At 67.3% G+C, this 23,436-nt stretch carries 20 protein-coding genes; 10 read left to right on the plus strand and 10 right to left on the minus strand.

Annotated elements, in window-relative coordinates; translation table 11 throughout:
• Positions 1-71 precede the first annotated feature (71 nt).
• Together B9C43_RS46210 and B9C43_RS46215 are read right to left on the minus strand one after the other, a co-directional pair.
• Positions 72-1,064 carry an NADPH:quinone oxidoreductase family protein gene (locus tag B9C43_RS46210; protein WP_084433680.1) on the minus strand — a complete coding sequence of 331 codons (993 nt, stop codon included), beginning with the start codon at positions 1,062-1,064 and terminating at the stop codon, positions 72-74.
• Positions 1,065-1,184: 120 nt separating this feature from the next.
• Positions 1,185-1,700: a hypothetical protein gene (locus B9C43_RS46215; protein WP_033388434.1), complete on the minus strand. Its 516-nt coding sequence runs from the start codon at positions 1,698-1,700 to the stop codon at positions 1,185-1,187.
• A 24-nt stretch (positions 1,701-1,724) separates the two neighbouring features.
• On the opposite strand from B9C43_RS46215, the gene B9C43_RS46220 reads away from it, so the two are divergent.
• From B9C43_RS46220 to B9C43_RS46235, 4 genes are all read left to right on the plus strand, one after another.
• Positions 1,725-1,985, plus strand: a complete 261-nt coding sequence (locus B9C43_RS46220; RefSeq protein WP_084433681.1) for a hypothetical protein — start codon at positions 1,725-1,727, stop codon at positions 1,983-1,985.
• Positions 1,986-2,097: 112 nt separating this feature from the next.
• Positions 2,098-2,328: a cytochrome P450 gene (locus B9C43_RS46225; protein ID WP_143447073.1), complete on the plus strand. Its 231-nt coding sequence runs from the start codon at positions 2,098-2,100 to the stop codon at positions 2,326-2,328.
• A 122-nt stretch (positions 2,329-2,450) separates the two neighbouring features.
• Positions 2,451-4,382, plus strand: a complete 1,932-nt coding sequence (locus tag B9C43_RS46230; RefSeq protein WP_084433683.1) for a phosphorylase family protein — start codon at positions 2,451-2,453, stop codon at positions 4,380-4,382.
• A 41-nt stretch (positions 4,383-4,423) separates the two neighbouring features.
• Positions 4,424-6,100 carry a tetratricopeptide repeat protein gene (locus tag B9C43_RS46235; RefSeq protein ID WP_084433684.1) on the plus strand — a complete coding sequence of 559 codons (1,677 nt, stop codon included), beginning with the start codon at positions 4,424-4,426 and terminating at the stop codon, positions 6,098-6,100.
• On the opposite strand, the gene B9C43_RS59785 is transcribed toward B9C43_RS46235, so the two are convergent.
• Positions 6,086-6,214, minus strand: a complete 129-nt coding sequence (locus tag B9C43_RS59785) for a hypothetical protein (protein WP_268811621.1) — start codon at positions 6,212-6,214, stop codon at positions 6,086-6,088. The genes B9C43_RS46235 and B9C43_RS59785 overlap by 15 nt on opposite strands.
• Positions 6,215-6,403: 189 nt before the next feature.
• On the opposite strand from B9C43_RS59785, the gene B9C43_RS46240 reads away from it, so the two are divergent.
• Positions 6,404-7,009 (plus strand): helix-turn-helix domain-containing protein, encoded by a 606-nt coding sequence (locus tag B9C43_RS46240; protein ID WP_084433685.1) that lies wholly within the window; start codon positions 6,404-6,406, stop codon positions 7,007-7,009.
• A gap of 36 nt (positions 7,010-7,045) precedes the next feature.
• On the opposite strand, the gene B9C43_RS46245 is transcribed toward B9C43_RS46240, so the two are convergent.
• Together B9C43_RS46245 and B9C43_RS46250 are read right to left on the minus strand one after the other, a co-directional pair.
• Entirely contained in the window at positions 7,046-9,790 is a 2,745-nt protein-coding gene (locus B9C43_RS46245) for a M48 family metallopeptidase (protein WP_084433686.1), read from the minus strand.
• Positions 9,783-10,259, minus strand: coding sequence for a hypothetical protein (locus B9C43_RS46250; RefSeq protein ID WP_143447074.1), 477 nt, complete (start codon positions 10,257-10,259; stop codon positions 9,783-9,785). Before B9C43_RS46250 ends, B9C43_RS46245 begins: the two co-directional genes overlap by 8 nt.
• A gap of 203 nt (positions 10,260-10,462) precedes the next feature.
• Here B9C43_RS46250 and B9C43_RS46255 point away from each other — a divergent pair, with 203 nt between their 5' ends.
• Positions 10,463-12,097 carry a phospholipid carrier-dependent glycosyltransferase gene (locus B9C43_RS46255; protein ID WP_235039232.1) on the plus strand — a complete coding sequence of 545 codons (1,635 nt, stop codon included), beginning with the start codon at positions 10,463-10,465 and terminating at the stop codon, positions 12,095-12,097.
• A 27-nt stretch (positions 12,098-12,124) separates the two neighbouring features.
• Here the strand turns inward: B9C43_RS46255 and B9C43_RS46260 are convergent, their stop codons facing one another.
• The 5 genes from B9C43_RS46260 to B9C43_RS46280 form a co-directional block, all read right to left on the minus strand.
• On the minus strand, positions 12,125-13,075 hold the full coding sequence (locus tag B9C43_RS46260; protein WP_084433687.1) for a UbiA family prenyltransferase: 951 nt from the start codon (positions 13,073-13,075) through the stop codon (positions 12,125-12,127).
• Complete coding sequence (gene ispG, locus B9C43_RS46265; protein ID WP_051896767.1) at positions 13,075-14,223, minus strand: flavodoxin-dependent (E)-4-hydroxy-3-methylbut-2-enyl-diphosphate synthase; 1,149 nt, start codon at positions 14,221-14,223, stop codon at positions 13,075-13,077. Before ispG ends, B9C43_RS46260 begins: the two co-directional genes overlap by 1 nt.
• Positions 14,224-14,225: 2 nt before the next feature.
• On the minus strand, positions 14,226-16,076 hold the full coding sequence (locus B9C43_RS46270; RefSeq protein ID WP_200826011.1) for a 1-deoxy-D-xylulose-5-phosphate synthase: 1,851 nt from the start codon (positions 16,074-16,076) through the stop codon (positions 14,226-14,228).
• A 19-nt stretch (positions 16,077-16,095) separates the two neighbouring features.
• Positions 16,096-17,091, minus strand: coding sequence for a polyprenyl synthetase family protein (locus B9C43_RS46275; RefSeq protein WP_200826012.1), 996 nt, complete (start codon positions 17,089-17,091; stop codon positions 16,096-16,098).
• A 74-nt stretch (positions 17,092-17,165) separates the two neighbouring features.
• Entirely contained in the window at positions 17,166-18,137 is a 972-nt protein-coding gene (locus B9C43_RS46280; protein WP_235039233.1) for a 4-hydroxy-3-methylbut-2-enyl diphosphate reductase, read from the minus strand.
• Between the two features lie 251 nt (positions 18,138-18,388).
• Between B9C43_RS46280 and B9C43_RS46285 the strand changes: the two genes are divergently transcribed.
• The 4 genes from B9C43_RS46285 to B9C43_RS46300 all read left to right on the plus strand — a co-directional run bounded on the left by B9C43_RS46285 (position 18,389) and on the right by B9C43_RS46300 (position 23,436).
• On the plus strand, positions 18,389-19,540 hold the full coding sequence (locus B9C43_RS46285; RefSeq protein ID WP_084433688.1) for an IS701 family transposase: 1,152 nt from the start codon (positions 18,389-18,391) through the stop codon (positions 19,538-19,540).
• Between the two features lie 2 nt (positions 19,541-19,542).
• On the plus strand, positions 19,543-20,784 hold the full coding sequence (locus B9C43_RS46290) for a 3-deoxy-7-phosphoheptulonate synthase (RefSeq protein ID WP_084433689.1): 1,242 nt from the start codon (positions 19,543-19,545) through the stop codon (positions 20,782-20,784).
• Positions 20,785-20,882: 98 nt separating this feature from the next.
• A complete protein-coding gene (locus B9C43_RS46295; RefSeq protein WP_084433690.1) occupies positions 20,883-21,572 on the plus strand; it encodes an isochorismatase family protein in 690 nt (229 codons plus the stop codon).
• Positions 21,562-23,436 carry an anthranilate synthase family protein gene (locus tag B9C43_RS46300; RefSeq protein WP_084433691.1) on the plus strand — a complete coding sequence of 625 codons (1,875 nt, stop codon included), beginning with the start codon at positions 21,562-21,564 and terminating at the stop codon, positions 23,434-23,436. The genes B9C43_RS46295 and B9C43_RS46300 overlap by 11 nt, the downstream gene beginning before the upstream one ends.

Raw genomic sequence — 23,436 nt, forward strand, 5'->3', positions numbered from 1 at the left:
CTGCTCCTTGTCCGTCCCGGTCCTCTCCTCATTAGGACCGGGACGCCGCTGCGAAGGAATCGAACCCCAGGTCAGGACACCAAGGCCAGTTTGCCGACGGTCGCCCTGGCCGCCAGTTCCCCTAGGGCTTTCGAGCCGTCGACGAGGTCGTAGGTGGTGGGCTGAGCGGGGGCGAGGACGCCGGCGGCGACAAGGGCCGACAGCTCACCCATCACCTCGCCGAAGATCTGGGGTGCTGCCTCGATCAGTACACCGATGTTGAGGCCGATGATGTGGACCTGGTGCTTGTACACCAACTCCCAGTTGGTGATCGCCGCTTCACCGCCTGCGACGCCGTAGACGATGACCCGGCCGGTGACCGGCTTGGTGGCGGCAAGGCTGGCGTTGAAGGTGGCACCACCCGCCGACTCCAGCACCACATCGGCACCAGCGCCACCGGTCAACCGCAGCACCTCGGCGGCGAGGTCGCCTGCGCGGGAGTCCAGGACGTGGTCGGCACCGACAGCCAGCACTGTCTCGTGCTTCTCCGGCGACGCGGTGGCGATGACCGTCGCTCCGTAGTGCTTGGCCATCGTCACCGCCGCCTGGCCGGTCGCGCCCGCCGCGGCGTGGATCAGCACGGTCTCCCCGGTGGCGATGTGGCCAAGGGGCTTGAGCGCGGCAAGAGCGGTGGGCCAGTTCACGACCGTGCCAAGCGCTTGCTCGGCACTCCAGCCGACCGGCACCGGCGTCGCCGCAGCCGCGGGCAGGACCATGTACTCGGCGAAGGCCCCGTATCCGACGCCGATGACGTGAGCCCCCAGTTGTGGGCCATCCACCGCCTCGCCCACAGCCACGACCTCACCGGCTGCCTCGAAGCCCGCCAGATACGGTGGCTGCGGGCCACCCAGGAACGTGCCGTATGCCCTGGAGATGTCGGCGAAGTTGACGCCGGCGGCGACGACCCGGATCAGGACCTCGCCCTGGCCAGGGCTCGGCACCGGCGCGTCGGTGATCAAACGTAGGTCCTGCGGGCCGTTCAGCGAGGTCTGCTGCAGGGCGCGCATGGTGGCGGGAATGGTCACGGCAAATCAGCTCTCTTCTCAGCTTGCCTCATCGCGACCGGCCTCTTCGGCCAGCCACACCGTCGACCATGCAGACCCCGGCCACCGTGGAAAGGAATCGGCCCTGACAGCGGGCGGTTCTCACAAATCGGCGACCGTTCGCCGAGGACGTCCGAGAACCGCCAGCATGAACGCCATCAGTGTCGGAATGCCCACCAGCGCGGCCAAGCCCAGTCGCTGCTGACGAAGCCGATTGCAGTCGGCCACGACCCAGGCGTCTTTCGACACTTCGTCATATCGCAGGTCATCCTCGACGTGGATGTCGTCGGGCAGGCGGTCTTTCTCGCGCTGCACGCGGCGATCGCCGATTTCGTCCGGATCGTTGAGCGGCCCGGACAAAACCGACGCACAGCGAACCTCGCCGTCTTCGCGGTACGCCCACCCGTCAGCGCCCATGACATACGATTTGCCCTGGAACTCCACTGTGTCGCCCTCGCGGAAATTGCGCTCGAGCTGCTCGCCATTCTTGTCGATGGCTGTCTCCGCGTAGATCGTCTGCGACGGAGAACCGAACAGCAGGATCACAACAGAGACAACGCCAAGAACCGCGAGAACTGCCGCAATCCCGAACACCAGTTTTTTCGTCCGCGCCGACACGGTTGATCACTATAGAGCCGGCAAGTGAACACCGCCGGGTACAACAGATACGCGCGGCTTTCCATTGTGGATACCCGTCGTTTCGGCGCACACCGAACTGACACGGCCGTACGGTGGCGCCGCCGACTGCAGGTCACGAGCATCCTCGCCACGGTGGACCTTGCTGGGCTGCGTCGGCTGGCCGCGGAGCACACCCGCGCCGTGCTCGACGATGCCGACGGACGTCCGGTCGACCTGATGGCGCAGGTAGGCGGCCAAGATCGCGCTGTTGGTACAAGCATGTGACGCGACTGCGGGCCTGGTCGGAAACGCCGCTCTGGCAATGCTCCGGGCGGACACAAACCGGCCGGTGGAAACAATCGTCGCCGAAACGCTGCTGCAGGATCCTCCTGTCCGCATGACGCGCCGACTGGCGGCCGACACTGGGACGGTCGTAGCAGTGGACCTCGCGACGAGCGGCCTTCCCTTCGGCGCCGGACCACATCAATGCCCTGGCCGCGATCACGCGACAGCCATCACCATCGGCATCCTGGAATCTGTCGAGGGCTGCCAGCTCACCGAGCTGAACATCGACTACGAGCCGTCCACCGCGCTGCGAATACCAGCCAAACTGGTGGTTGTCCGTTGAACACCAGGGCTTTTTGCCCGCCCTGGATCTGCAGCGGCCGTTCTTGTGCGGTTCAACGAGGCGGGGTTGCCTACTAGAGTTGTCCGTCTGCCGGAAAACTCGCATGGGCATGTGGAGGGCTCATGGTCGTGTTGGGCACCGTGGTGATCTGCACTGCACTCCCAGACGAGTATCTGGCCGTCCGCGAGCACCTGGAGGGCCCGCTCGTCGAACACGAGGAACGCGGCACCCTGTACGAGATCGGTACCTTCACAACCGATCGCGGCAGCTGGAAGGTGGCCCTCGTCCAGACAGGCGACGGAAACACACAGGCCGGGATCGAGCTGGAACGAGCCGTCGGCGTGTTCGACCCACAGTGTGTGCTGTTCGTCGGTGTGGCAGGTGGTCGGAAGGACGTCGTTCTGGGAAACGTCGTGGTCGCCGATTACGTATACGACTACGAGTCCGGCAAGGACACAGCCACCCAATACTCGCCTCGCATCAAAACCAAATCCCCTTCCTACCGGTTGGTGCAACGCGCCAAGCAACTGGCGCGCGACGACGCGTGGCAGCACCGCATTCGGCCCGCTGTCCCGGCCCCCGCGCCAAAGGCCTTTGTCAAACCGATCGCCGCAGGTGGGAAGGTAGTCGGTAGTCAGAAATCGGCGATCGCCCGGTTCCTGCAGCAGCACTGCGGAGACGCGGTCGCCATCGACATGGAAGCGCACGGCTTCCTCCAGGGCGCCTACCACAACGCCCCAGTCGAAGCCCTCGTAGTCCGCGGCATCAGCGACTTGCTGTCGGGCAAGACAGAGATCGCCGACGAGCACTGGCAGCCGATCGCCTCCCGGCACGCGGCGGCGTTCGCTTTCGAGCTCCTCGCTCGCTCCACCACACCAACGGCTGAGCCACGCTTAGCCGGTCGCGCCACCGACAAGCAGCCAGACACCGACGACAGGCCCTACGACTTCGTTGTCAGCCATGTTCCCGCCGACCATGAGTGGGCAGGGTGGATCGCGTGGCAGGTCAACCAACAGCTGCGACTCGACGGCCGGCAGCCGAAGGTGTTCGTCCAGGACTGGAACGCCGCCGCGGGCCCGCCCCCTGCCGCCGAGCGGATAATCCCCGTTCTGTCCCCGGATTATCTGGCGAGCGACCGCGTCCAGGATGCCCGACAGCAGGTCCTGTCAGTCCGGGTGAAGGCGTGCCAGCCCGATGTCCAGTTCATCGATCTGGTGGATCTGGACGCCGCCTCCGCGGCGAATGCGTTGCTGACGGGCATCAACGCGGCTGTCGACGAGCGGGCCGAGCCGGTGCGAAAGCAGCCATTCGAAGGGTTGGGCAGGCGAATCGAGGCAACACCCGCAGGACCGCAGTTCCCCGGAAAGCCAGTATTCGTGGGAGAACCCCCGACTGTGCCGGAGGGATGGTTTCAGGACCGGTACGCCGACATCGAAGACATTGAACGAGATCTCGGCGATGCCCGGACCGGACTCGTGATGGTGACGGGTGTGGCGGGAGATGGCAAGACCGCGATGGTCCACCGGCTCTGGGAACGTATTCGCATGGGCACGTCACCGTTGCGCGTCCACGGTCTGGTTTACCTCTCAGCACACGGGTTTTCGCCCGCAAGCCCGGATCGGGTCATCGACAGTCTGGCGTCGTTGTTACCGACGCACGAGGCTGACCAGCTCATGAGCACGGTCCGGGAATCCATGCCATGGGTGGAGAAGCTGGTGTACGCGCTGAACGCGCTGGCTGGACGGCCCGTGATCGTCGCGATCGACGCGATCGAGGACCTTCTCGACAACGACGGGGACATTGCCGATCTGGAGCTCCGAGAGATCGTCGATCACCTCGTACCGCGTGCTGAGCTCGGCGTACGGCTGCTTTTCGTCGGACGGCACACGGCACGGGCGGTGAAACAGCGGTTCCCAGACGCGACGCGCCAGCACAAATTGGGGGAAGGGTTGCCAGTGGGGGATGCTTTCGCCTTGCTCAAGGCGATGGACGCGGACCGGGTGCTGAACCTCGATGATGTGCCGGGTCACGACCAACTCGGATACACCGACTGACACGTGGTTCACCGCGCGCACTCCAACTGGCGTACGGGGTCATGGCGGCTGAGCGTTGCTCGGTCACGAAACTGCTTGAGTTCCCGGATCGACAGCGCAAGGGCGTCGTCGTGCACCTCCTCGATCGCGCCTACGAGCAGTTGCCCCGTAAAGAACAGCGGGTCCTGCAAGCCCTCGCCGTCTATGGCCGACCGGTCAAGGCCGCAGCGGTCGACTACCTCATCGGAGACGACATACCGGACCTGGACAGCCGCGTTGTGCTCGATCACCTGCGGCAGCGGCGATTGGCGCAGGCCGACGGCCAGAGCTTCTCGGTGCCTGGGCTCGACGAACGCGACTACCTGATCGAGCGGCTCCGGAGCGATGCAGGCCCGCGAACGTCCCAGACGCCGACCGCGTTGCTGCACAAGGCGGCGGACTACTTCGCGGGCCAACGGCACGACGATCCGCAGAGGCTCGCCGACCTGCTGCCACACTTCACGGAGATCGAACTGAGGCTGCGGGCCGGTGACCACCAGACGGCGTTCGACCTCATGGGTGAAGTCGACGACGGATATCTGCACGGCTGGGGCTCAAGCACAGCCCTTGTGCCTTTCCTGAAGCTGCTCAATGCCAAGCGGATCCCGAAAGACCTGGAGATAGACGCGAAGTCAATGCTCGCTCGCGCGCTGATGCAGCAAGAGGACTACCAGAAAGCCGCGAACGAGCTTGTACTGGCATTCGGGCTGGCTTCCGGCATCCGGCGAGCGTCACGGCGGATCGTCCTGCGGGAGCAGTTGACGGAGGCATACCTGCACCTGGGGGACCTGCGGCAGGCAACAACGCACAGCCGCCGAGCTTGCCTGGCAGCAATTCTTCAGTTCCGTGAGAGACACGCGATGACGGCTGTCGCGGGCTTGGCGATGTGCCGGGCGAGAGCGGGCAAGCTCGACCCAGCGCTGCGTCTCCTGCGGGGGGCCCGAAAGATGTTGAGACTGTATCCAAGCGCTGTGGATCAGGCTCATCAGCCGGCCATGCTGTTCAGCGAGGCTTGGGTCTACGGCCAACTCGGCGAGCGCGATCAAGCGAGGCGCCTCCTGCGAGCGGGCCGGCAGCACGCTGCCAGGCTCGGTAACCGAGACATGGACGGCGCATGCCTGCTCGCCGAAGCGCAACTGGCCCTGGACGACAGCCAACTGAAGAGTGCGATCGACCTCGCAGAGCAAGCCGTCACGATCGGCCTCACCAACGGCAACCGGATGCTGTGCAGGCGTTCGATGGAGATCCTTGCCATCGCTCAACTGGCCAACGGCGACCTCGACGCTGCCGCACGTGCGGCGGACATCGCGAACCGAAACCGCGCGTCAGTGCTCGGCTTCGGCCTCGTCGGGCTTGCCGCCTTCCGGCGCGACAACAAGAAGGAGGATGCCCGAGTAGCTTTCCACGACGGGTATCTCGCGGCGAAGAATCGGTTGAAACCGAACGAGCACGACTTTCAATTCCTTGACACGTACGGGCTAGTGGCGTGCGGACTCGCCCTGCTGAATGAGCCGTCCTATTTGGACACCGCGGTGGACGCCTACCGACGGGCTCGGCAGCTCGCCCCAGCGGTCGGTGCCGTGCAGCGGATCACGATGCTGCTGAAGCAGTTCGGATCTTCCGCTGACCGGGAGATTCTCGAGCGGGTATGCGCCGCGGCCAAGGGCGAAGGAAGTGGCCGTGCGCTACAGCACGGCTAGAACAACCAAACCGGCAAGCAGGAGCAGGACGAGCACCGCGACCACCAACGGGCCGCGACCGCCGTCGTCGCTTGTCCGTTTGCCCCCTCCAGGCGTCCTGAACTGCGCGTTCATCAAACCGGCCTCTCCATGCCCCGTCGGATCGACGGTAAGGAGGGGTGGAAAGCGGGGTCCATGACGCATTTCGTGTGTCAGGGTCCTGCCATGCGGGCGTACACACCGGGCCGAGGTGCTGGCATCCGTGCCACCTCTCGGTAAGGATCTGCCGGGATAGCAGTCCATTCGCAGGAGGCCGCGCCGTCGATGTCCGTCCGGGTTGCGGTGTCCGATCCCCTCGAGATGTTCCGGCACGGCGTGATGGCATGTCTGGGCGACGTGCTCATCGAGCCGGAAGAACCGACCGACCTGCGCAGATGGGCCCAGGGGGCGGACCGCCGCGTCATCCTGCTGACAGTGCGCGAAGCTGCGGGCTGGGACCTGCTGTCAGATCTCTGCCAAGCGCCGGGAAATGTGGTCGTCATCGCGATGCTCGAAGAGGAAAACGTCGCCAATTACTTGCGCGCGATCGAGGCTGGCGCGGCCGGAGCCATGCCGCGAAACGTTTCCAAGGCAGAACTCCGCGCGGTGTTCCGCGCAGCAGTGGACGGCAGCACCCTGCTGCCCACCGAAGTGGTGCAGGCCCTCGCAGGCCGAGGGACCCAGCGCACACCGACGACCGACCACCCTTCGACTCGGGAAATCGGCTGGCTCCGCGACCTGGCGAACGGCGTGACCGTCGGTCGGATCGCGGAAGGCGCCGGGTACTCCGAACGCATGATGTTCCGTCTGCTGCGGGACTTGTACGCAAGGCTCGGGGCACGCAACAGGACGGAAGCCTTGATGCTGGCCAGAGAACGCGACTGGATCTGATACCGCGCTTCGTCGGGAGGTAGGGGCTGACCCGTTTCATGGGGCGTGGACTAGGTTTTCCACCTCGATGACCCCGTCGATCAGGTCCTTGGCGGCTTGTCTCAGAACGGCGGTGAAGGAACGTGCGCCGGTGGCGCTCGCCTCGATCAACGTCCGGCAAGCCCTCTCCACCTTCGCCAGTTCCGTTTGCCAGATCTGCGATCGCTCGCCCGGCGGCCCTGGGAACGACGACGCCCGGGAAGCCGCGTCCGTAAGCGCCTGTAGCGGAGGGACGAGCTTCGAAACGTCGGCTGAATTGGTGTTGGCCAGGTTGTCGATCTCGGCGAGTACCGTGCGGTATGCGTCGCCTACTTCCTTGATGTGGCTGGCGCCGCCGGACCGCAACCACGCTCGATGGACGTCCCGCGGGGACGCGGACGGTTGTGCGTTGTCCTCGGCGACGATCGCCTCGCCAAGTCCGCTCAGCTGGGTCGAACGCGGGCGTAACGCCGGCACGCTGACCGAGACGACCGCAACCACCGCGACGGTGGCCGCGGCGAAGCGGCGGGTACCGGAACGCACGCTGACAACGGGCTGGCCCTGGGACCGTAGACGTACGATGGCGGCGCCTACTCCCGCTCCGGCCAGCATGACAATCATGCCGCGGACACCGGCACGCATCAGCTGTCCTCCGCCGAACGCGGGTTGTGGGGTCGGGCAGGCCGTGTAGAAGGTCTGCAAGAAAGGCAGACATCCCTCGAAGCTCCACAGTGCCCACTGCAGGAGGATCACGAACACCGCCGTCGCGGCGCCGCCGAACAGGCTGACGGCCAGCCCACGGCCCCGGACGATCAGCACCAGGGTCACCATGAACTGGACGATCAGCAGGAGAGCCACCTCGCGGTCCAGGAACACTCTCGCGAACACGACGGTATGGCGGTTCTCCGGCAGGGCGGTCCAGCGGGCGAACACTCGGACGAGCAGGTCCCCGGCCAGCCAGACCAACGCCCCGAGCAGAGCGGTGATCGTGGCGCGCCTGATCTGACGGCTGGAGCCGAACCCTTGCAGCCACAACGGAATCAGCCAGATCAGGGTGAGGCTGGCAAGCAGCGGCAAGCTGCCGCCGGCCAACGCGAGCACGGGATGTTGGACCACACGGTTCAGCACCACGTCGGCACCGGTCCACGCGCCGTCACGCAGGTAGTTCTCGGTGGCGCGCAAGGCAATGCCGATGTTCCTCGCGTAGCTGTCCATCGACCGCCAGCCCCAGAGGTGCAGCAGGGACACTCCGACGAGCGCGATGGTGGCCGCGGCCGCAAGCCGCGCCGTTGTTCGGCGAGCGACCGGCGCGTGTTCGGCCAGGCCCGCACACCAACTCATCCAGCACAACGCCGCCAGCACGATCGACGCCAGAACCAAGGCCCCGACGAGGGTGGCAATCGACGGCAGCAGCTGCGGCAGGTATCCGACGGCAGTCCGGTTCAATGCCAGCAGCGTGCCGACAACCACGCCCGCAGTCGGTGCTATCGCCGTCCGCCAGACGGATGCTGCTGTTTCCCGGCAGAACGCTGCCAGTCGCAGGCCAGTGACGACGATGAACACGGCCATCCCGAGTCCCCAGATCCGCCCGACCAGCGTCCGTGCGTCTGCCGACTCGGCGGTGACGAGTTGCAACGCGAGCCCCACTTGCGTGGTTGCGGACTTCAACGCGATCCCGGCGAGGACGGACTCCCAGAATCCTGGCCGCAGCAGCTGGGCGGGTGCGCCGAGCGCGGCCACTCGAGCCTGCGGCGAAGGATGTGTGCGCCACCAACCGGTCCATCGAGGGTGCTCGCGCCCTGTTGCCGCGGGGAAGCACTCGCGGGGATCAACCGAGCCGAGCCAGGCCGAAACTCGGGCGTCGGCATGTTGCTCGCGGGCGCGGAGCACCGCGTTGCGCGACAGGTACACCAGCGCGACCAGTGCAAGGAACTGCAAGCTCGCTTCGACGAACCACTCGGCGTACTCGGCGGACCAGTAACCGGAGAGCGGTGTCAGCGGATCCGGGCTGAACAGCCACGGATCGATCGACGCGATGAGCAGGGGCAGCAGACCAATCACCAGGAAGGTCCGCCACACCGCCATTGTCAGGTAGGTGATGCGCACATCTCCGTTGCGCAGGTGGGCAAGCTCGTGCAGGACAACCGCACGGAACGACCGCCTGTCGGTGCGGTGCAGCGTGACCAGTCCGGCGTCCAACGCGACGTAGCCCTTGCGGCCGCTGCCAAAGGCCAGCCCACCGGTGCGCGGACTGACCGGGTCGATCAGGAAAACGGGTCTGCGCTTGAGCCCGGCGCGGTCCACCAGAAGGTCGAGTTCCGCGGCGAGCTCCGGCGCCGCAGCCACATCCAGCGGTACGAGCCGCAGCCGCCGGATTCGCCAGCGCGGTTGAACCTGGTACAGCGCGGCGGCCAACAGCAACAAACCGAGCTGCCCGCCGATCATCCAGCCAAGCCGTTGCGGCAGGTGCTGCCCGAGACAATCCTCCATTCGCCGTTGGTCGATTTCCCGCTGCTCGCCCGGCGTGAGCGGAACGTCGGATGGCGGGAGCGGAGTGAGGTTGACGCTTTTCTCGCATTGCAACGAGACATCAAGCCAGTACACCGGCCCCGGCGGAGCGACCCGAGCGTGAACGAACAGCGTCGCACCCATCACCAGCGCGACCAGCAACGCGAACCGGACCGTCGTGCCGGTCGGCGTCCATGCGCGCCCGTCCGGTTCTGGCGGATCCCGGGTCTGCGACTCGACCGGCGGATCATTCATCGTTCGTCAGGCTGGCCAGCACCGCGTCGACGAGCGCGTCCACCCTCGACCCGGTCAAGCCAAGCGCCAGAGCTCGCTCCCGGACAACCTGTGCCACGCGCTTGAGATCGTCCTCGCTGAGCGTCGCGGGCAGCTGCGCGGCCGGTTCGGTTTGCCGACCCCGTCGCCGGAAGATGCGACGTACGAGCCTGCCTCCGCCACGTACGACCGCGGCGCCAACCTGGTCCGTCAGCTGCTTGTAGACCGCCGCGGCGACAGCGAGCGCAACCGGGGATACCAGCGCCACCACGGTGTCGATGCCGGACCCGAGTATCTCGTCGCGTCCGCGGTCTGCGGCCAGTGCGCGCTCCGGATCCCGGAAGTACGCTTCGCTGGCCGCTTCGAAGAACGGCAGTTCTTCGGGTGCGACGGTGCTGACCGCATTGCGTGCCAAGGAGATCATGAAGTCCCGCTGGTCCGTATGGCGCACCACGACTCCCCACGTCAATCAGGTGACGAGAGCGCTGCTCATTGTGCCAACACCAGACGTGTCCGCCCTAATTTCCGGCTAATCCAACGGCCAGCCCGCGCTTGAACTGCCACATCCGGCACACGGTTGAGCACTCAACTGAATCACCGGGCAAGGAGTCACACAGTCACGGACTTGTTTCCTTGCACGGAAGGACCTCCGGGGTGTCAACCTCCACGAGCCAATTCCTGAGCACGGGCGAGCTGATTCCGGATGCCTTGCCGCCGCCTGGCGGACGTCCGGGGCGGTTCGGCTGGCTGCGGCGGTGGTTGTTCGCCCTTGTGGTGGTCGCGTTCCTCGCCGAGATGGCGGTCGCGATGATCACGGCGGCGGTGGAGCAGACGCCGACCATCGACGAGCCGGTTTACGTTGGCACGGCGCTGGTCTACGTGGAGCAACGCAGCCTGCGGTACAACCCGGAGCATCCCCCACTGGGAAAACTGATCATCGCGACCGGGCTGGCCTTCGCTGACGCGCGCCTGGACCCCGCCTTCGCCGGTGACCAGACGCAACTCGGCCGGCATGTGCTGTACGAGTCGGGCAACGATCCGGGACGGCTGATGTTGCTGGCGCGGTTGCCGGTGATCGTGCTGACGTTGCTGTTCGGCCTGGTCGTCTTCGCGTTCGCCCGTGATCTGGCCGGTCCCGTCGGCGGCGTGACCGCGCTGGCCCTGTACGCGTTCTCCCCCGACGTCATCGCGCACGGGTCGCTGGCCACACTCGACGTGCCGGTGGCCGGTTTCCTGCTGACATCGGTCTGGCTGCTGTGGCGGGCACGACGCCGTCCCGTCCTTTACGTTCCCCTTGCGGGACTTGCCTTCGGTGCGGCCCTGGCCACGAAGATGAGTGCCCTGGCCGCAATTCCGGTGCTACTGCTCCTGTTCGTATTGTCCGTCAAGCGCACCCGCCGCCTCAGGCTCGGTGCGGCAATGGTGCTGTTCGCGATCGCCGTGGTGTGGGCGTCCTACCTTGTCGTGGATCCGTTGCTGCGCTGGGAAACGCCACCGCACCTGTCGACAGGCGGCCTGCACTGGTTGCCCTTCCCGGAGCCGTACTGGGACGGGATGCGTGTCCAGTTCGGCTTCGAGGGCCAGGTCTGGGGCGGCTTCTTGTTCGGCCGTCACTACCTCGGTTCGCTTTGGTACTACTTGCCAGCCGCGCTGTTGGTGAAGACGCCGCTGGGCATGCTGGTGCTCTGGCTGGTCGGTGCCGTCGTGATGGTTTCCCGGCTGCGTCCGGCGGCACCGTACGTGCTCGTTCCCCCGGCCGTGCTGCTGGCCGCAGCCATGACCGGCAGCCGCGACCTCGGCGTCCGATACGCGATCTTCGTACCGATGTTCCTGGCGGTCGCGGCGGCCGGTGTGGTTGCGATACGGCGGCGCTGGGCCCGTGCCGCAGCGGCGGTTCTGGTCATCTTCGCCGCAGTCAGCTCGCTGCGGACGTTTCCGTACTACCTGCCGTACTCCAACGAGGCATTCGGCGGGCCGACAAAGACCCATCTGCACCTGCACGACTCAAACGTCGACTGGGGCCAGGACCTGGGCCGCCTGGCGGAGGTCCTGCGGCAGCGTTACCCCGGCGAGCGAATCTGGCTTGTCTACAAAGGCAGCGGCCTTCCAACCCACTACGGCATCCACGCCGCCGATCCGCGCAAAGCACCGCCGGACCACGTGCGTGGCCTACTCGTCGTGTCGGATTCCGCGATCGCCAAGGCCGATGACCACCTAGCGGCACTGATCAAGAGCAGCACACCGATCGACGAGGTCGGCCACTCCATCACGATCTACCGCCGACCATGACTCCAAACCCCCATAGAGAAGAGGCGATCACCACAAGCCGAGATGCAGCAGGTTGAACACGATCATGCAGGCGACGACCGTCCGGAACGCGGTGATGCCACGGCCGCGCGCGATGAGGGGGTCGCCGTTGCGCAAGAACGCGCCGTACTGCAGCAATCGGACGGCCATGAACGGGGCGAGCACCAGGAGCCACCACCACGGCAACAGGCCTGCCAGCACGGGAACGACGACCACCAGCAGGTTGGCCGTTGTCAACGCGCCGAGGAACACCCGGTTGCCCAATGGCGAGGTCAGCACAGCCACCGTACGGCGGCCAACCGCGGCGTCACCGCTGATGTCGTTGGTGTTGGAGTATCCGGCGATCAGCAGCTGCCCGAAGCCGAACAGCAGGGCTTCCACCAGAATCAGCGTGTTCAGCTCGCCGGTCACGAGACCGTACGGCGCCAGCACGAACGCTGACGCCGAGTACAGCAGCACCGCTTCGCCGAGGCCGTAGTAGCTGAGCTTCAGGCCCCACGAGTACTGCACGCTCAGCACCAGCAGCAGCACCGTGACGACGATGACCCACAGCGACTCGTGCGGTGTGTACGCGATCGCGAGGGCCCACCATGCCGCGCCCCAGGCCAGGGCGAGGTAACCGAACCGGCGTGCCTGTTGCACGGTCAGCTCACCGGTGAGCAATGGCTTGCGTTTCACCGGGCGCAACGCTGTCTGGTCGGTGCCGAGGTAGTTCGCGTCGTCACTGCCGTCTTCGATACCGGTGACGTCGTCGAGCGCCATCACCGCCGACAGCACGCCGATCTCGCCGAGTGCGAAGAACAGCAGGGTCAGCAGGGTGTCGCCGGTGAGCCGGGAGGAGACTTCCAGCGCCGTCCACCCCACGATGAGGCACAGCAGGAAGTCCAGGACGAACCGGTACTTCACCAGCCGCGCGTAGGCGGACACGGCGCCGGTCACCGGCGAGACCTGCGCCGTCATCACGATTCCTCCGTTCCCGCAAGGGCTTCGACGGCGTCGCTGCCCTCCATCTCCTCGGCGAGCCGCATCGCTTCCTCAATGAGGGTCTCGACGATCTGCGACTCCGGCACGGTCTTGACGACCTTGCCCTTGACGAAGATCTGGCCTTTGCCGTTGCCCGACGCCACCCCGAGGTCGGCTTCCCTGGCCTCGCCGGGCCCGTTGACCACGCAGCCCATCACGGCCACCCGCAGCGGCACCTTGAAGCCGTCCAGCGCCGCGGTGACCTGCTCGGCCAGCGTGTAGACGTCCACCTGCGCCCGGCCGCACGAGGGACAGGACACGATCTCCAGGCTGCGCTCCCGCAACCCGAGTGACTCGAGGATCTGGATGCCGACCTTCACCTCTTCGACCGGCGGAGCCGACAGCGACACCCGGATCGTGTCGCCGATTCCGTCGGCCAGCAGGACACCGAAGGCCAGTGCCGACTTGATCGTGCCCTGGAAGGCCGGGCCCGCCTCGGTGACCCCGAGGTGCAGCGGGTAGTCACACCGGGCGGACAGCTTGCGGTACGCCGCGATCATCACCAGCGGATCGTGATGCTTCACCGAGATCTTCAGGTCGGTGAACCCGTGCTCCTCGAACAGCGAGCACTCCCACAGTGCGGACTCGACCAGCGCGTCGGCGTTCGCTTTCCCGTACTTCTCCAGCAGCCGCTGGTCAAGCGAACCCGCGTTCACCCCGATCCGGATCGGGATCCCCGCATCGGCGGCAGCCTTGGCGATCTCCCCGACCCGGTCGTCGAACTTCTTGATATTGCCGGGATTGACCCGCACCGCCGCACAGCCCGCGTCGATCGCGGCGAAGACGTACTTCGGCTGGAAATGGATGTCCGCGATCACCGGGATCTGTGACTTCTTCGCTATCGCAGGCAAAGCCGCGGCGTCGTCGGCGCTGGGCACGGCGACCCGGACGATCTGGCATCCGGCCGCGGTCAGCTCCGCGATCTGCTGCAGCGTCGCGTTCACGTCCGCGGTCAGCGTCGTGGTCATCGACTGCACCGACACCGGCGCGTCCCCACCGACGGGCACCGACCCGACCATGATCCGGCGAGTCCGGCGGCGCGGCGCGGTTCCGGTTCTGGTCGTCGGCATTCCGAGGACCACCATCGCTATTCCTCCTTGTTGCGGTGTGCCTGCAGCAGATGCAGCAAACCCGAGTCCAGTTCGTCCAGATCGGTGCGGTCCGGCGGTGCCGCGAGGTCGGCCATCTGCTCGGTCACCGCGAGAGAGATGTCCCGCGCGGTCAGGCCGCACGCGGCGAGCACGTCCGCGCGCGAGCCGTGGCCGAGGAAGCGTCGCGGGATACCGAACTCGCGCAACGGCGTGGTCACCCCGCTGTCACGAAGTGCTTGGGCGATAGTCGATCCAACCCCGCCGGTGCGGCTGTTGTCCTCGACCGTGATCACCATCCGGTGCCTGCGCGCGATATCCCCCAGTGCGGGCCGTACCGGTGTCACCCAGCGCGGGTCCACCACCGTGTTGCCGATTCCCTGCGCCCGCAACGCTTCCGACACCTCGATCGCGACCGGGGCCAGCGCGCCGATGGACACCACCAGGACGTCGAGTGAGCCGACGCGGCGCAGCACGTCCACGCCGTTGAAATCGGCGACGGCCGGGATGTCGTCGCCCGCAGGCCCCTTCGGGAACCGGACCAGGGTGGGTCCCTCCGACCACTCGACGGCCTCGGCGAGCAGTTCGGCCAGGCGGGTGCCGTCGCGCGGGGCGGCGATCCGCAAGCCAGGAACCACTTGCAGGACCGACATGTCCCACATGCCGTTGTGACTCGGGCCGTCGTCGCCGGTGATTCCCGAGCGGTCGAGTACGAAGGTCACCGGACGGCGGTGCAGCGCTACGTCCATCAGCAGCTGATCGAACGCGCGGTTGACGAACGTGGAGTAGATGGCGACGACAGGATGGATGCCGCCCATGGACAGGCCGGCCGCCATGGTGACGGCGTGCTGCTCGGCAATGCCCACGTCGATGACGCGGTCGGGAAAGGCGCGTTGCAGCGTCAGCAGACCGGTCGGTTCCATCATCGCCGCGGTGATCGCCATGATGTCCGGCCTCGCCCGCACCAGTTTGACGATCTCCTCGCCGAAGATCTGGGTGAAGGACCGCCCTGTCGACGCTTTCAAGGGCTTGCCGGTGCGCGGGTCTATCGGTTTGATCGCGTGCCCGCGGTCGAGTTCGTTGTTCTCGGTGTGCACGAAGCCGCGGCCCTTTTCGGTACGGACGTGCACCACCACCGGCCCGCCCTGCTCGCGCGCTTGGTGCAGAACGTCCAGCAGGGCATCCAGATCGTGCCCGTCGACCGGGCCGAGGTAGGACAGTCCGAGCTGCTCGAACACCGACTCCACCGGCCGGCCTTCCCGCAGTTCGGCGAGGTGCTCGGCCACGGCTCCGGTGGTCGGGGCGTACGAGCGCTCGTTGTCGTTCAGCACGATGATCAGCGGCCGCCGCGGTTCTCCGCCGATGTTGTTCAGCGCCTCCCAGGCCATTCCCCCGGTCAGTGCCCCGTCGCCGATGATCGCGACGACCGCCCGGTCGGTATGGCCGTGGAAGGCATTGGCCCTCGCCAGGCCGTCGGCGTAGGACAACGAGGTGGAGGCGTGCGAGTTCTCGACGAGGTCGTGCTCGGACTCGGCCGGGTTGGGGTAGCCGGAAAGGCCACCCGACTTGCGCAGCTTGTCGAAGCCGTCGAGCCGTCCGGTGAGCATCTTGTGCACGTAGGCCTGGTGTCCGGTGTCCCACAACAGCTTGTCGCGCGGGGAGTCGAACGTCCGGTGCAGCGCGATGGTCAGCTCCACGACACCGAGGTTCGGACCGAGGTGGCCGCCGGCGGCCGACACCCGGTCGATGAGGAACTCGCGAATCTCCCCGGCGAGTTCGGACAACTCGGCCACGGTCAGTTCGCGTAGCCGCGCGGGGCCATACATCGTGGGCAGCAGAGGCACGTTCATCACTCCTTGGGGCGCCTGGTCAGCGGTCCCGGTAGGCCACGGTCATCGCCATTTCGGTCAGCTCATCGCGCCACCCGGGTTCGAGCTGGGCCGAAGCGATCGCGCCGCGGGCGTGGGCCACGAGGCGATCGATGCGGCGCTCGAGCCGGGTCGCGATGCCGATCTCCAGCAGCCGTTCACGCAGTGCGGTGACGTCCCACTCCGGTTTCGCGACCAGGTCCCGGACTCGTTGGTCCTGCCGCGCGGCGAGCGCGAGCAGCAGGGTCATCTTGTGCTGGACGAGATCCAGCCCGACGGGCTTGCCCGCCGCGGCGGTGCTGCCGAAGGCGTCGATGAGGTCGTCCCGCAGCTGAAACGCCTCGCCGAGCGCCTCGCCATAGGCCTCGAACGCGGGTTCGAGGTCGGCCCGCCCGGCGAGCGCGGCTCCGAGCAGCAGCGGACGGTGAATGCTGTAGCGGCCGGACTTGCAGATCGCGATCCACCGGGACAGCTCGGGGTCGATCACGGACTCGGCGGCCACCGCCATGTCCAGGTACTGGCCGATCTGGACCTCGGTGAGCAACTCGCCCCAGACCCGAGCGGCCTGCGGCGGCAACGCCGCGGCGCACCGGGCCGCGTAGACGGTGGCGAGGTCACCGGCCAGGATCGCCACGCCCTCGCCGTACCTGCGCGGCTCGCCGCGCCAGCCCTTGGCCGCGTGCTCGAGGCTGTGCCGGTTGTGCACGGTGGGGTGCCCGCGACGCAGGTCCGCCGCGTCGAGCACGTCGTCGTGGATGAGCGCGCCGGTGTGCACGAACTCGACAGCCGCCGCGCAGTCCACGATGGTCGGGTCGTCCTGGTCACCCCCCGAGGCGAGGAACCCGCTGATGCAGAACGCGGGCCGCAGTCGCTTGCCGCCCACGTCGACGAGCGCGGCGACCGCGTCCACCGGGGTCGGGCCCCGGTGATCCACCGCGGCCCATTTCTCACGCTCGGCCGCCAGAAACCCGCTCAGCCGCGTCTCGACCCGTTCCATCAATTCGAGACGTAACTCCCGGGGGCTATCCGTCACCATCCGATTCATACCGGTTTCCCTGCCTTGAAATCGCGTCAACCTTGTGATGTCGGACCGGTGAGCCGGGCAGGCGGCAAGAACGTGACATCCTCGTCGGCCACGTGTTCCAGTTCCACCTCGGAATACCCGAATTCGACCAGCCGGTCGAGCAGTTCTTCGACGAGAATCTCGGGAGCGCTCGCCCCCGCGGTCACCCCGACTGTGAACACGTCCTCGAGCCAGCCGGGGTCGAATTCGGTCACGTCCGGCACCAGCTGGGCGGGCGTGCCGAGCCGCCGGGACACCTCGACCATCCGGACGGAGTTGCTCGAGTTACGGGACCCCACCACGAGAATGAGGTCACTGTGCGGAACCATCGCCTTGACCGCGTCCTGCCGGTTCTGGCTGGCGTAACAGATGTCGTCCCGGCCGGGGCCACGCAGGTCGGTGAACCGGCGCCGCAGCACCTCGACGATGTCGCGGGTCTCGTCGACCGAAAGCGTCGTCTGCGTGAGGTAGGCGACCGGTGCGTCAGCGGGCAGGTCGAGTTGCTCGGCGTCCTGCACGTTCTGGATGAGCAACGTCCGGTCAGGGGCGTGCCCCTGTGTTCCCTCGACCTCCTCGTGCCCGTCGTGCCCGATCAGCAGCAGGATCCGGTCGTCCCTGGCGAAGCGGAGGGCCTCCTGGTGCACTTTGGACACCAGGGGGCAGGTCGCGTCGATCACGTCCAGCCGCCGCGCTTTGGCGTTCCGCCGCACCTGTGGTGAAACACCGTGCGCGGAGAACACGCAGATCGCCCCCTCGGGAACCTCGTCCTCGGAATCGACGAAGCGGGCCCCGCGGGCGGCCAGTTGCCGCACCACGTAATGGTTGTGCACGATCTCTTTCCGCACGTACACGGGCGGCCCGTACTGTTCAAGGGCGAGTTCGATGATGGAAATCGCCCGGCGCACGCCCGCGCAGAAGCTACGCGGTTCCGCGAGAAGTACCTTCTTTTTGCGTCCCATCTCGCTCCGCTTCTGGTTCACCGAAATAATTGAAGAACCATGGCCGATGGCATCTTGTGACTTATTCAGTTTCCGGCGCGGCCGCGACCAGGTCAACCCGGCACGATTCGGATAGCAGGAAGTAGCCACGCGCCGAAACCGGTAGAGCTATTTCTTGCCATGCGATTGTCATTTAATCCGCGTGTTCGGCATTCCTAAGGTTGAGGCGACCGACCAATGCGGGTGGCGGTTGCCGGAGGGCCCCTCCCGCAGCGGCCCCACGGGAGGCTCTCGTGAGAACCACCGAACAGCTACCGCACGCGGGCTCGGGCCGGCGGAGCACACCAGCTTGCGTCCGGCCGGACGGCGACGACGCGATCCCCGACGACCTTCGGGACGCTCTGTTCATCGCGTTGCCCCGCCGGGATCAGCACCGCAACGCGATGGCATACCTACGTGGCCTGCTCGGCACGCCGGGGCGCAAGACGGCCCGCAACATGGCCGCGGCTCTCGGCGGCAACGGCGTCCAGCAGAGCCTGCACCACTTCGTGTCCGGCTCGACCTGGGACTGGAGCTTGATGCGCCGAGCGCTCGCCCACCACGTGACCCGGGTGACCGCGCCGTCCGCGTGGGTGGTGCGCCCGATGACGATCCCGAAGTTCGGGGATCGGTCAGCTGGTGTGCACAGGTACTACTCCAGCGACCACGGCAGGGTGCTCAACGCGCAGCTGGCCATCGGGATATGGGCGGCATCGGCACGGTCGAGCGTGCCGCTCAACTGGCGGCTGCACCTGCCCGAATCTCAGATCACCGACTGCGTGGCCAACGCCTGCCGGGAGCTGGAGTCGGACTGGGAACTGCCCAGCCTTCCGGTCGTGGTGAACGCGCCCGACCTCGACACCGCCGGCATCGTGAGCCGGTTGCACGCGGAAGGGATGCGGTGCGTGGGCAGGATTACTGAAGGTGTCCGGCTGACGGTCGCCGACCCGCGCCTCACAGGGCTGCACGCCGGTACGGCGACCGCCGGAGCGATCATCCGGGCCGCACGCGAATGGCGGCGGCCGGTCGTTCGCGTCGACCAGGAACGCGGGCGCCCGCATGCGAGCTGCGCCGTGTCCTCCGTCAGCGTGGGTGTCCCCGGCGACGTCGCCTTGCCCGGCAGGGAGTTGCGCCTCGTCGGTGTCTGGCAAGACGGGCAACGGGACCCGGCCGAGTTGTGGCTGACCGGCCCTGGGCCCCGCCACGCCACCGCGGTGCCGAACCTGAGCCGCTCGGCCCGCCGGGTCGACCACGACCTGACCAAGATCGCCGAACCAGTGGGTGTCCGTGACTACTCCGGCAGGTCCCACGACGGCTGGCACCGGCACGTCACGCTCGCGTCAGCCGCACACGCCGCGGTCGTGATTCCCGGCGCGGCGCGACGGCCGATCGAGCTGGCGTCCTGAGCATGGTCAGGGGCACCGGTTCGCCGACGACATCCGTGCACACCTTCGCCCCCGCACAGGCGGGCGACCCCGCCGAGGGAGATCCGCTGGGTATCCGCTCCCGGCCCGCACGCCAACAGCCCGGCTGGGACAGCGATCCCCGGCTGCCCGAGGTACGGGCGGAACTCGCCGGGAAACCGCCGCTCGTGCGCGGCGACGACGTGCGGCTGCTGCGCGCCCGGCTGGCGGCGGTCGCGAACGGCCAGGCGCAGGTGATCCTGGCAGGCGACTGCGCGGAGGATCCCGCCGAATGCACAGCCGACGACGTCGCCCGCAAGGCCCAGCTGGTGGAGCTGCTGGCCAGCGTCCTGTCGATCGCCACCGAACAGCCGGTCGTGCGCGTCGGGCGCATCGCGGGCCAGTTCAGCAAACCGCGCTCCCGCCCCACCGAACGGGTGGGCGGCCGGGAAATGCCGACCTACCTCGGGCACATGGTCAACCGCCCGGAGCCCGATCCCGCGGTCCGCCAGCCCGACCCCCGCCACATGCTGCTCGGTTACCACGCCGCGGCCCAGGTGATGACCCACCTCGGCTGGCTGGGATCCCGCGACGACGAGGTTGAGCCTCCAATGTGGACCAGCCACGAGGCGCTGCTGCTCGACTACGAGCTTCCGTTGCTGCGACGGGACGAGGACGGCCGGATGCTGCTCGCCTCCACGCACTGGCCGTGGATCGGGGAACGGACGCGGCAACCGGAAGGGGCCCATGTCCGGCTGCTGAGCGAGGTCGTCAACCCGGTGGCGTGCAAGGTCGGTCCTGAAGCGACGGTGGACGAGGTGCTGGCGCTGTGCGAACACCTCGATCCGTGGCGCGAACCGGGCAGGCTCACCCTGGTCGCCCGGATGGGCGCCGCCGTCGTCGCCGATCGGCTGCCCGAACTGGTCTCCGCGGTGCGGGTGGCAGGACACCCAGTCATCTGGCTCTGCGATCCCATGCACGGCAACACCTTGAACACGCCTGCGGGGCTGAAGACCCGTTTCGTCGAGGCGATCGTGCAAGAGGTACGGCACTTCCACGCAGCAGTGCGCGATGCCGGCGGCGGCAAGGCGGGCGGCCTGCACCTGGAGGCCACGCCGGACGACGTCACCGAATGCGTGGCGAACCGGCACCAGATCGATCAGGTCACCACCAAGTACACCAGCCTGTGCGATCCGCGGCTCAACCCGAGCCAGGCCGTTTCCGTCGTGTCCGCCTGGGCCAAATGACACAACACCAATGACACAGCACCACAAGAGACAGTGCCGAAAACGACAGTGCCGAAAAAGACTGCGCCGAATCAAACAGCGAGGTGACGGGGTACACCATGGCAGGAATTCCGCAGATCGAGCCCTACCCGCTACCGGGGGCGACCGAGCTGCCCGGCAACATCGCCAGTTGGGTCGCGGAACCGGACCGTGCCGTCCTGCTCGTGCACGACATGCAGCGCTACTTCCTCCGGCCACTGCCCGGACCGCTGCTCACCCAACTGGTGGCCAACATCGCCCGGCTGCGGGACCACTGCGCGGCACTCGGGATTCCAGTCGCCTACACCGCGCAGCCCGGCGGGATGACCGAGCAGCAGCGTGGGCTGCTCAAGGACTTCTGGGGACCCGGAATGGGCACCGACCCCGCCGACCGGGACGTGCTGCCGGAGCTGGCACCGGCACCGGACGACTGGCTGCTCACCAAATGGCGCTACAGCGCGTTCTTCGGCGGCGAACTGCTGCGGCTGCTCCGCGAACACGAGCGGGACCAGCTGATCGTCTGCGGGGTGTACGCGCACGTGGGCGTGCTGGCGACCGCGATAGACGCGTTCACCCATGACATCCAGCCGTTCCTCGCCGCCGACGCACTCGCCGACTTCTCCGCTGAAGAGCACCGCATGGCGCTCGCCTACGGAGCCCAGCGGTGCGCTGTCGTCGGCACGACCGGGCAGTTGATCTCCCAACTCGATGCAGCTTCGCCGGTGAGCGCTGGTGCGGGCGGACCGGGAAGGACCGCCCATGACGGCTGATCTGCTCGGCCTGCTGGCCGGGTCCCCTCCACCCGCGTTCGCGCTGCTGCACCGGCCGGGCGCGAGCGCGGGCATCAGTACATCGGCGCCCATCGAGCTGCTCGTCGGCGAGATGTCCGAACCGGACTCGCTCGCCGAGATCCCGTTGCCGCAAAAGGAAGAGCGGCCGGGCGAGCTACGGCACGACACTCTGGTGATCATCCCCTACCGGCAGGTGCGGGAACGCGGATTCGCCTGCGTCGACGACGACGAACCGCTGCTCGCGATGAGCGTCACCGGGCAGTGCACCGTTGAGGTTCCCGCGTTTCTCTCCTGGGTTCCGGACAACGGCATCCAGGTGTCGGACGGCGACTTCGACGTGCCCGACGAGACCTATGCCGACATCGTGCGCAAGGTCATCGCCAACGAGATCAGCCGCGGCGAGGGCTCCAACTTCGTCGTCAAGCGCTCCTTCGTCGCCAAGATCACCGGGTACACCCTCGGCAGCGCACTGACCTTGTTCCGGCGCCTGCTGGCGAGTGAATACGGGGCCTACTGGACGTTCCTCGTGCACACCGGCGACCGCACGTTCGTCGGTGCCAGCCCGGAGCGGCACGTCAGCCTGCACGGCGGCGTGGCGAGCATGAACCCGATCAGCGGGACGTACCGCTACCCGGACTCCGGGCCGACCCTGGCGGGGTTGCTGAGTTTTCTCGACAACCGCAAGGAAACCGACGAGCTCTACATGGTCGTCGACGAGGAACTCAAGATGATGGCCCGGATCTGCGACACCGGGCTGAAGGTGACCGGGCCGCGGCTCAAGGAGATGGCCCGGCTCGCGCACACGGAATACTTCATCGAGGGCCGCACTGACAGCGACCCGAGGGACATCCTGCGCGAGACCCTGCTCGCTCCGACCGTCACCGGCAGCCCGCTGGAGAACGCGTGCCGGGTGATCAGCCGCTACGAGCCGTACGGCCGGGGCTACTACAGCGGGGTCGCCGCGCTCATCGGCCGCGACCAGCACGGGGGTCGCACGCTGGACTCCACCATCCTGATCCGGACCGCGGACATCGACCGCGAAGGGCGCGTCCGGATCGGCGCGGGCGCCACACTGGTGCGCCACTCCGATCCGGCCGCCGAGGTGGCCGAGACGAAGGCGAAGGTGGCCGGGCTGCGGGGCGCGCTGAACGCGGGTTCGGCGGTCAGATACGGCGAGCACCCGGCCGTGCGCGCCGCGCTGGATCGGCGCAACGCCAACGTTTCCGGGTTCTGGCTGGCAGGCGACCGGGGCGGGCCGGAGGGCGCAGCGGGGCGCCGCGTGCTGGTCGTGGACGCCGAGGACACCTTCACCGCCATGTTCGCCTACCAGCTGCGGGCCACCGGAATGTCCGTCGCGGTACGCCGCTTCGACGAACCCGGCGAGCTCGGCGGCTACGACCTCGTCGTCCTCGGTCCCGGCCCCGGGGATCCGCGCGACACCGACGATCCCCGCATCGCCCGCCTGCTGGAGTCCGCGCGGTGGCTGATCGCCGAGCGCAGGCCGTTCCTCGCGGTCTGCCTGAGCCACCAGGTGCTCGCCGGCTGGCTCGGGTTCGAGCTCGCCGCGCTGGATGTGCCGAATCAGGGACTGCAGCGGTGGATCGAGCTCTTCGGGCAGCGCAGGCTGGTCGGTTTCTACAACTCCTTCACCGCCCGCAGCACAGAGGACAAGATCGAGAACACGGCCGTCGGCGTCGTCGAAGTGAGCCGTGATCCGGAAACCGATGACGTGCATGCCTTGCGAGGCCCGCATTTCGTGTCCCTGCAGTTCCACGCCGAGTCCCTGCTCACCCGCGACGGGCCGGACATCGTCGGTGAGTTCATCGAACAGTTGCTGAACTAG

The sequence above is a fragment of the Kibdelosporangium aridum genome (assembly GCF_900176515.1).
Lineage (GTDB): Bacteria > Actinomycetota > Actinomycetes > Mycobacteriales > Pseudonocardiaceae > Kibdelosporangium > Kibdelosporangium aridum.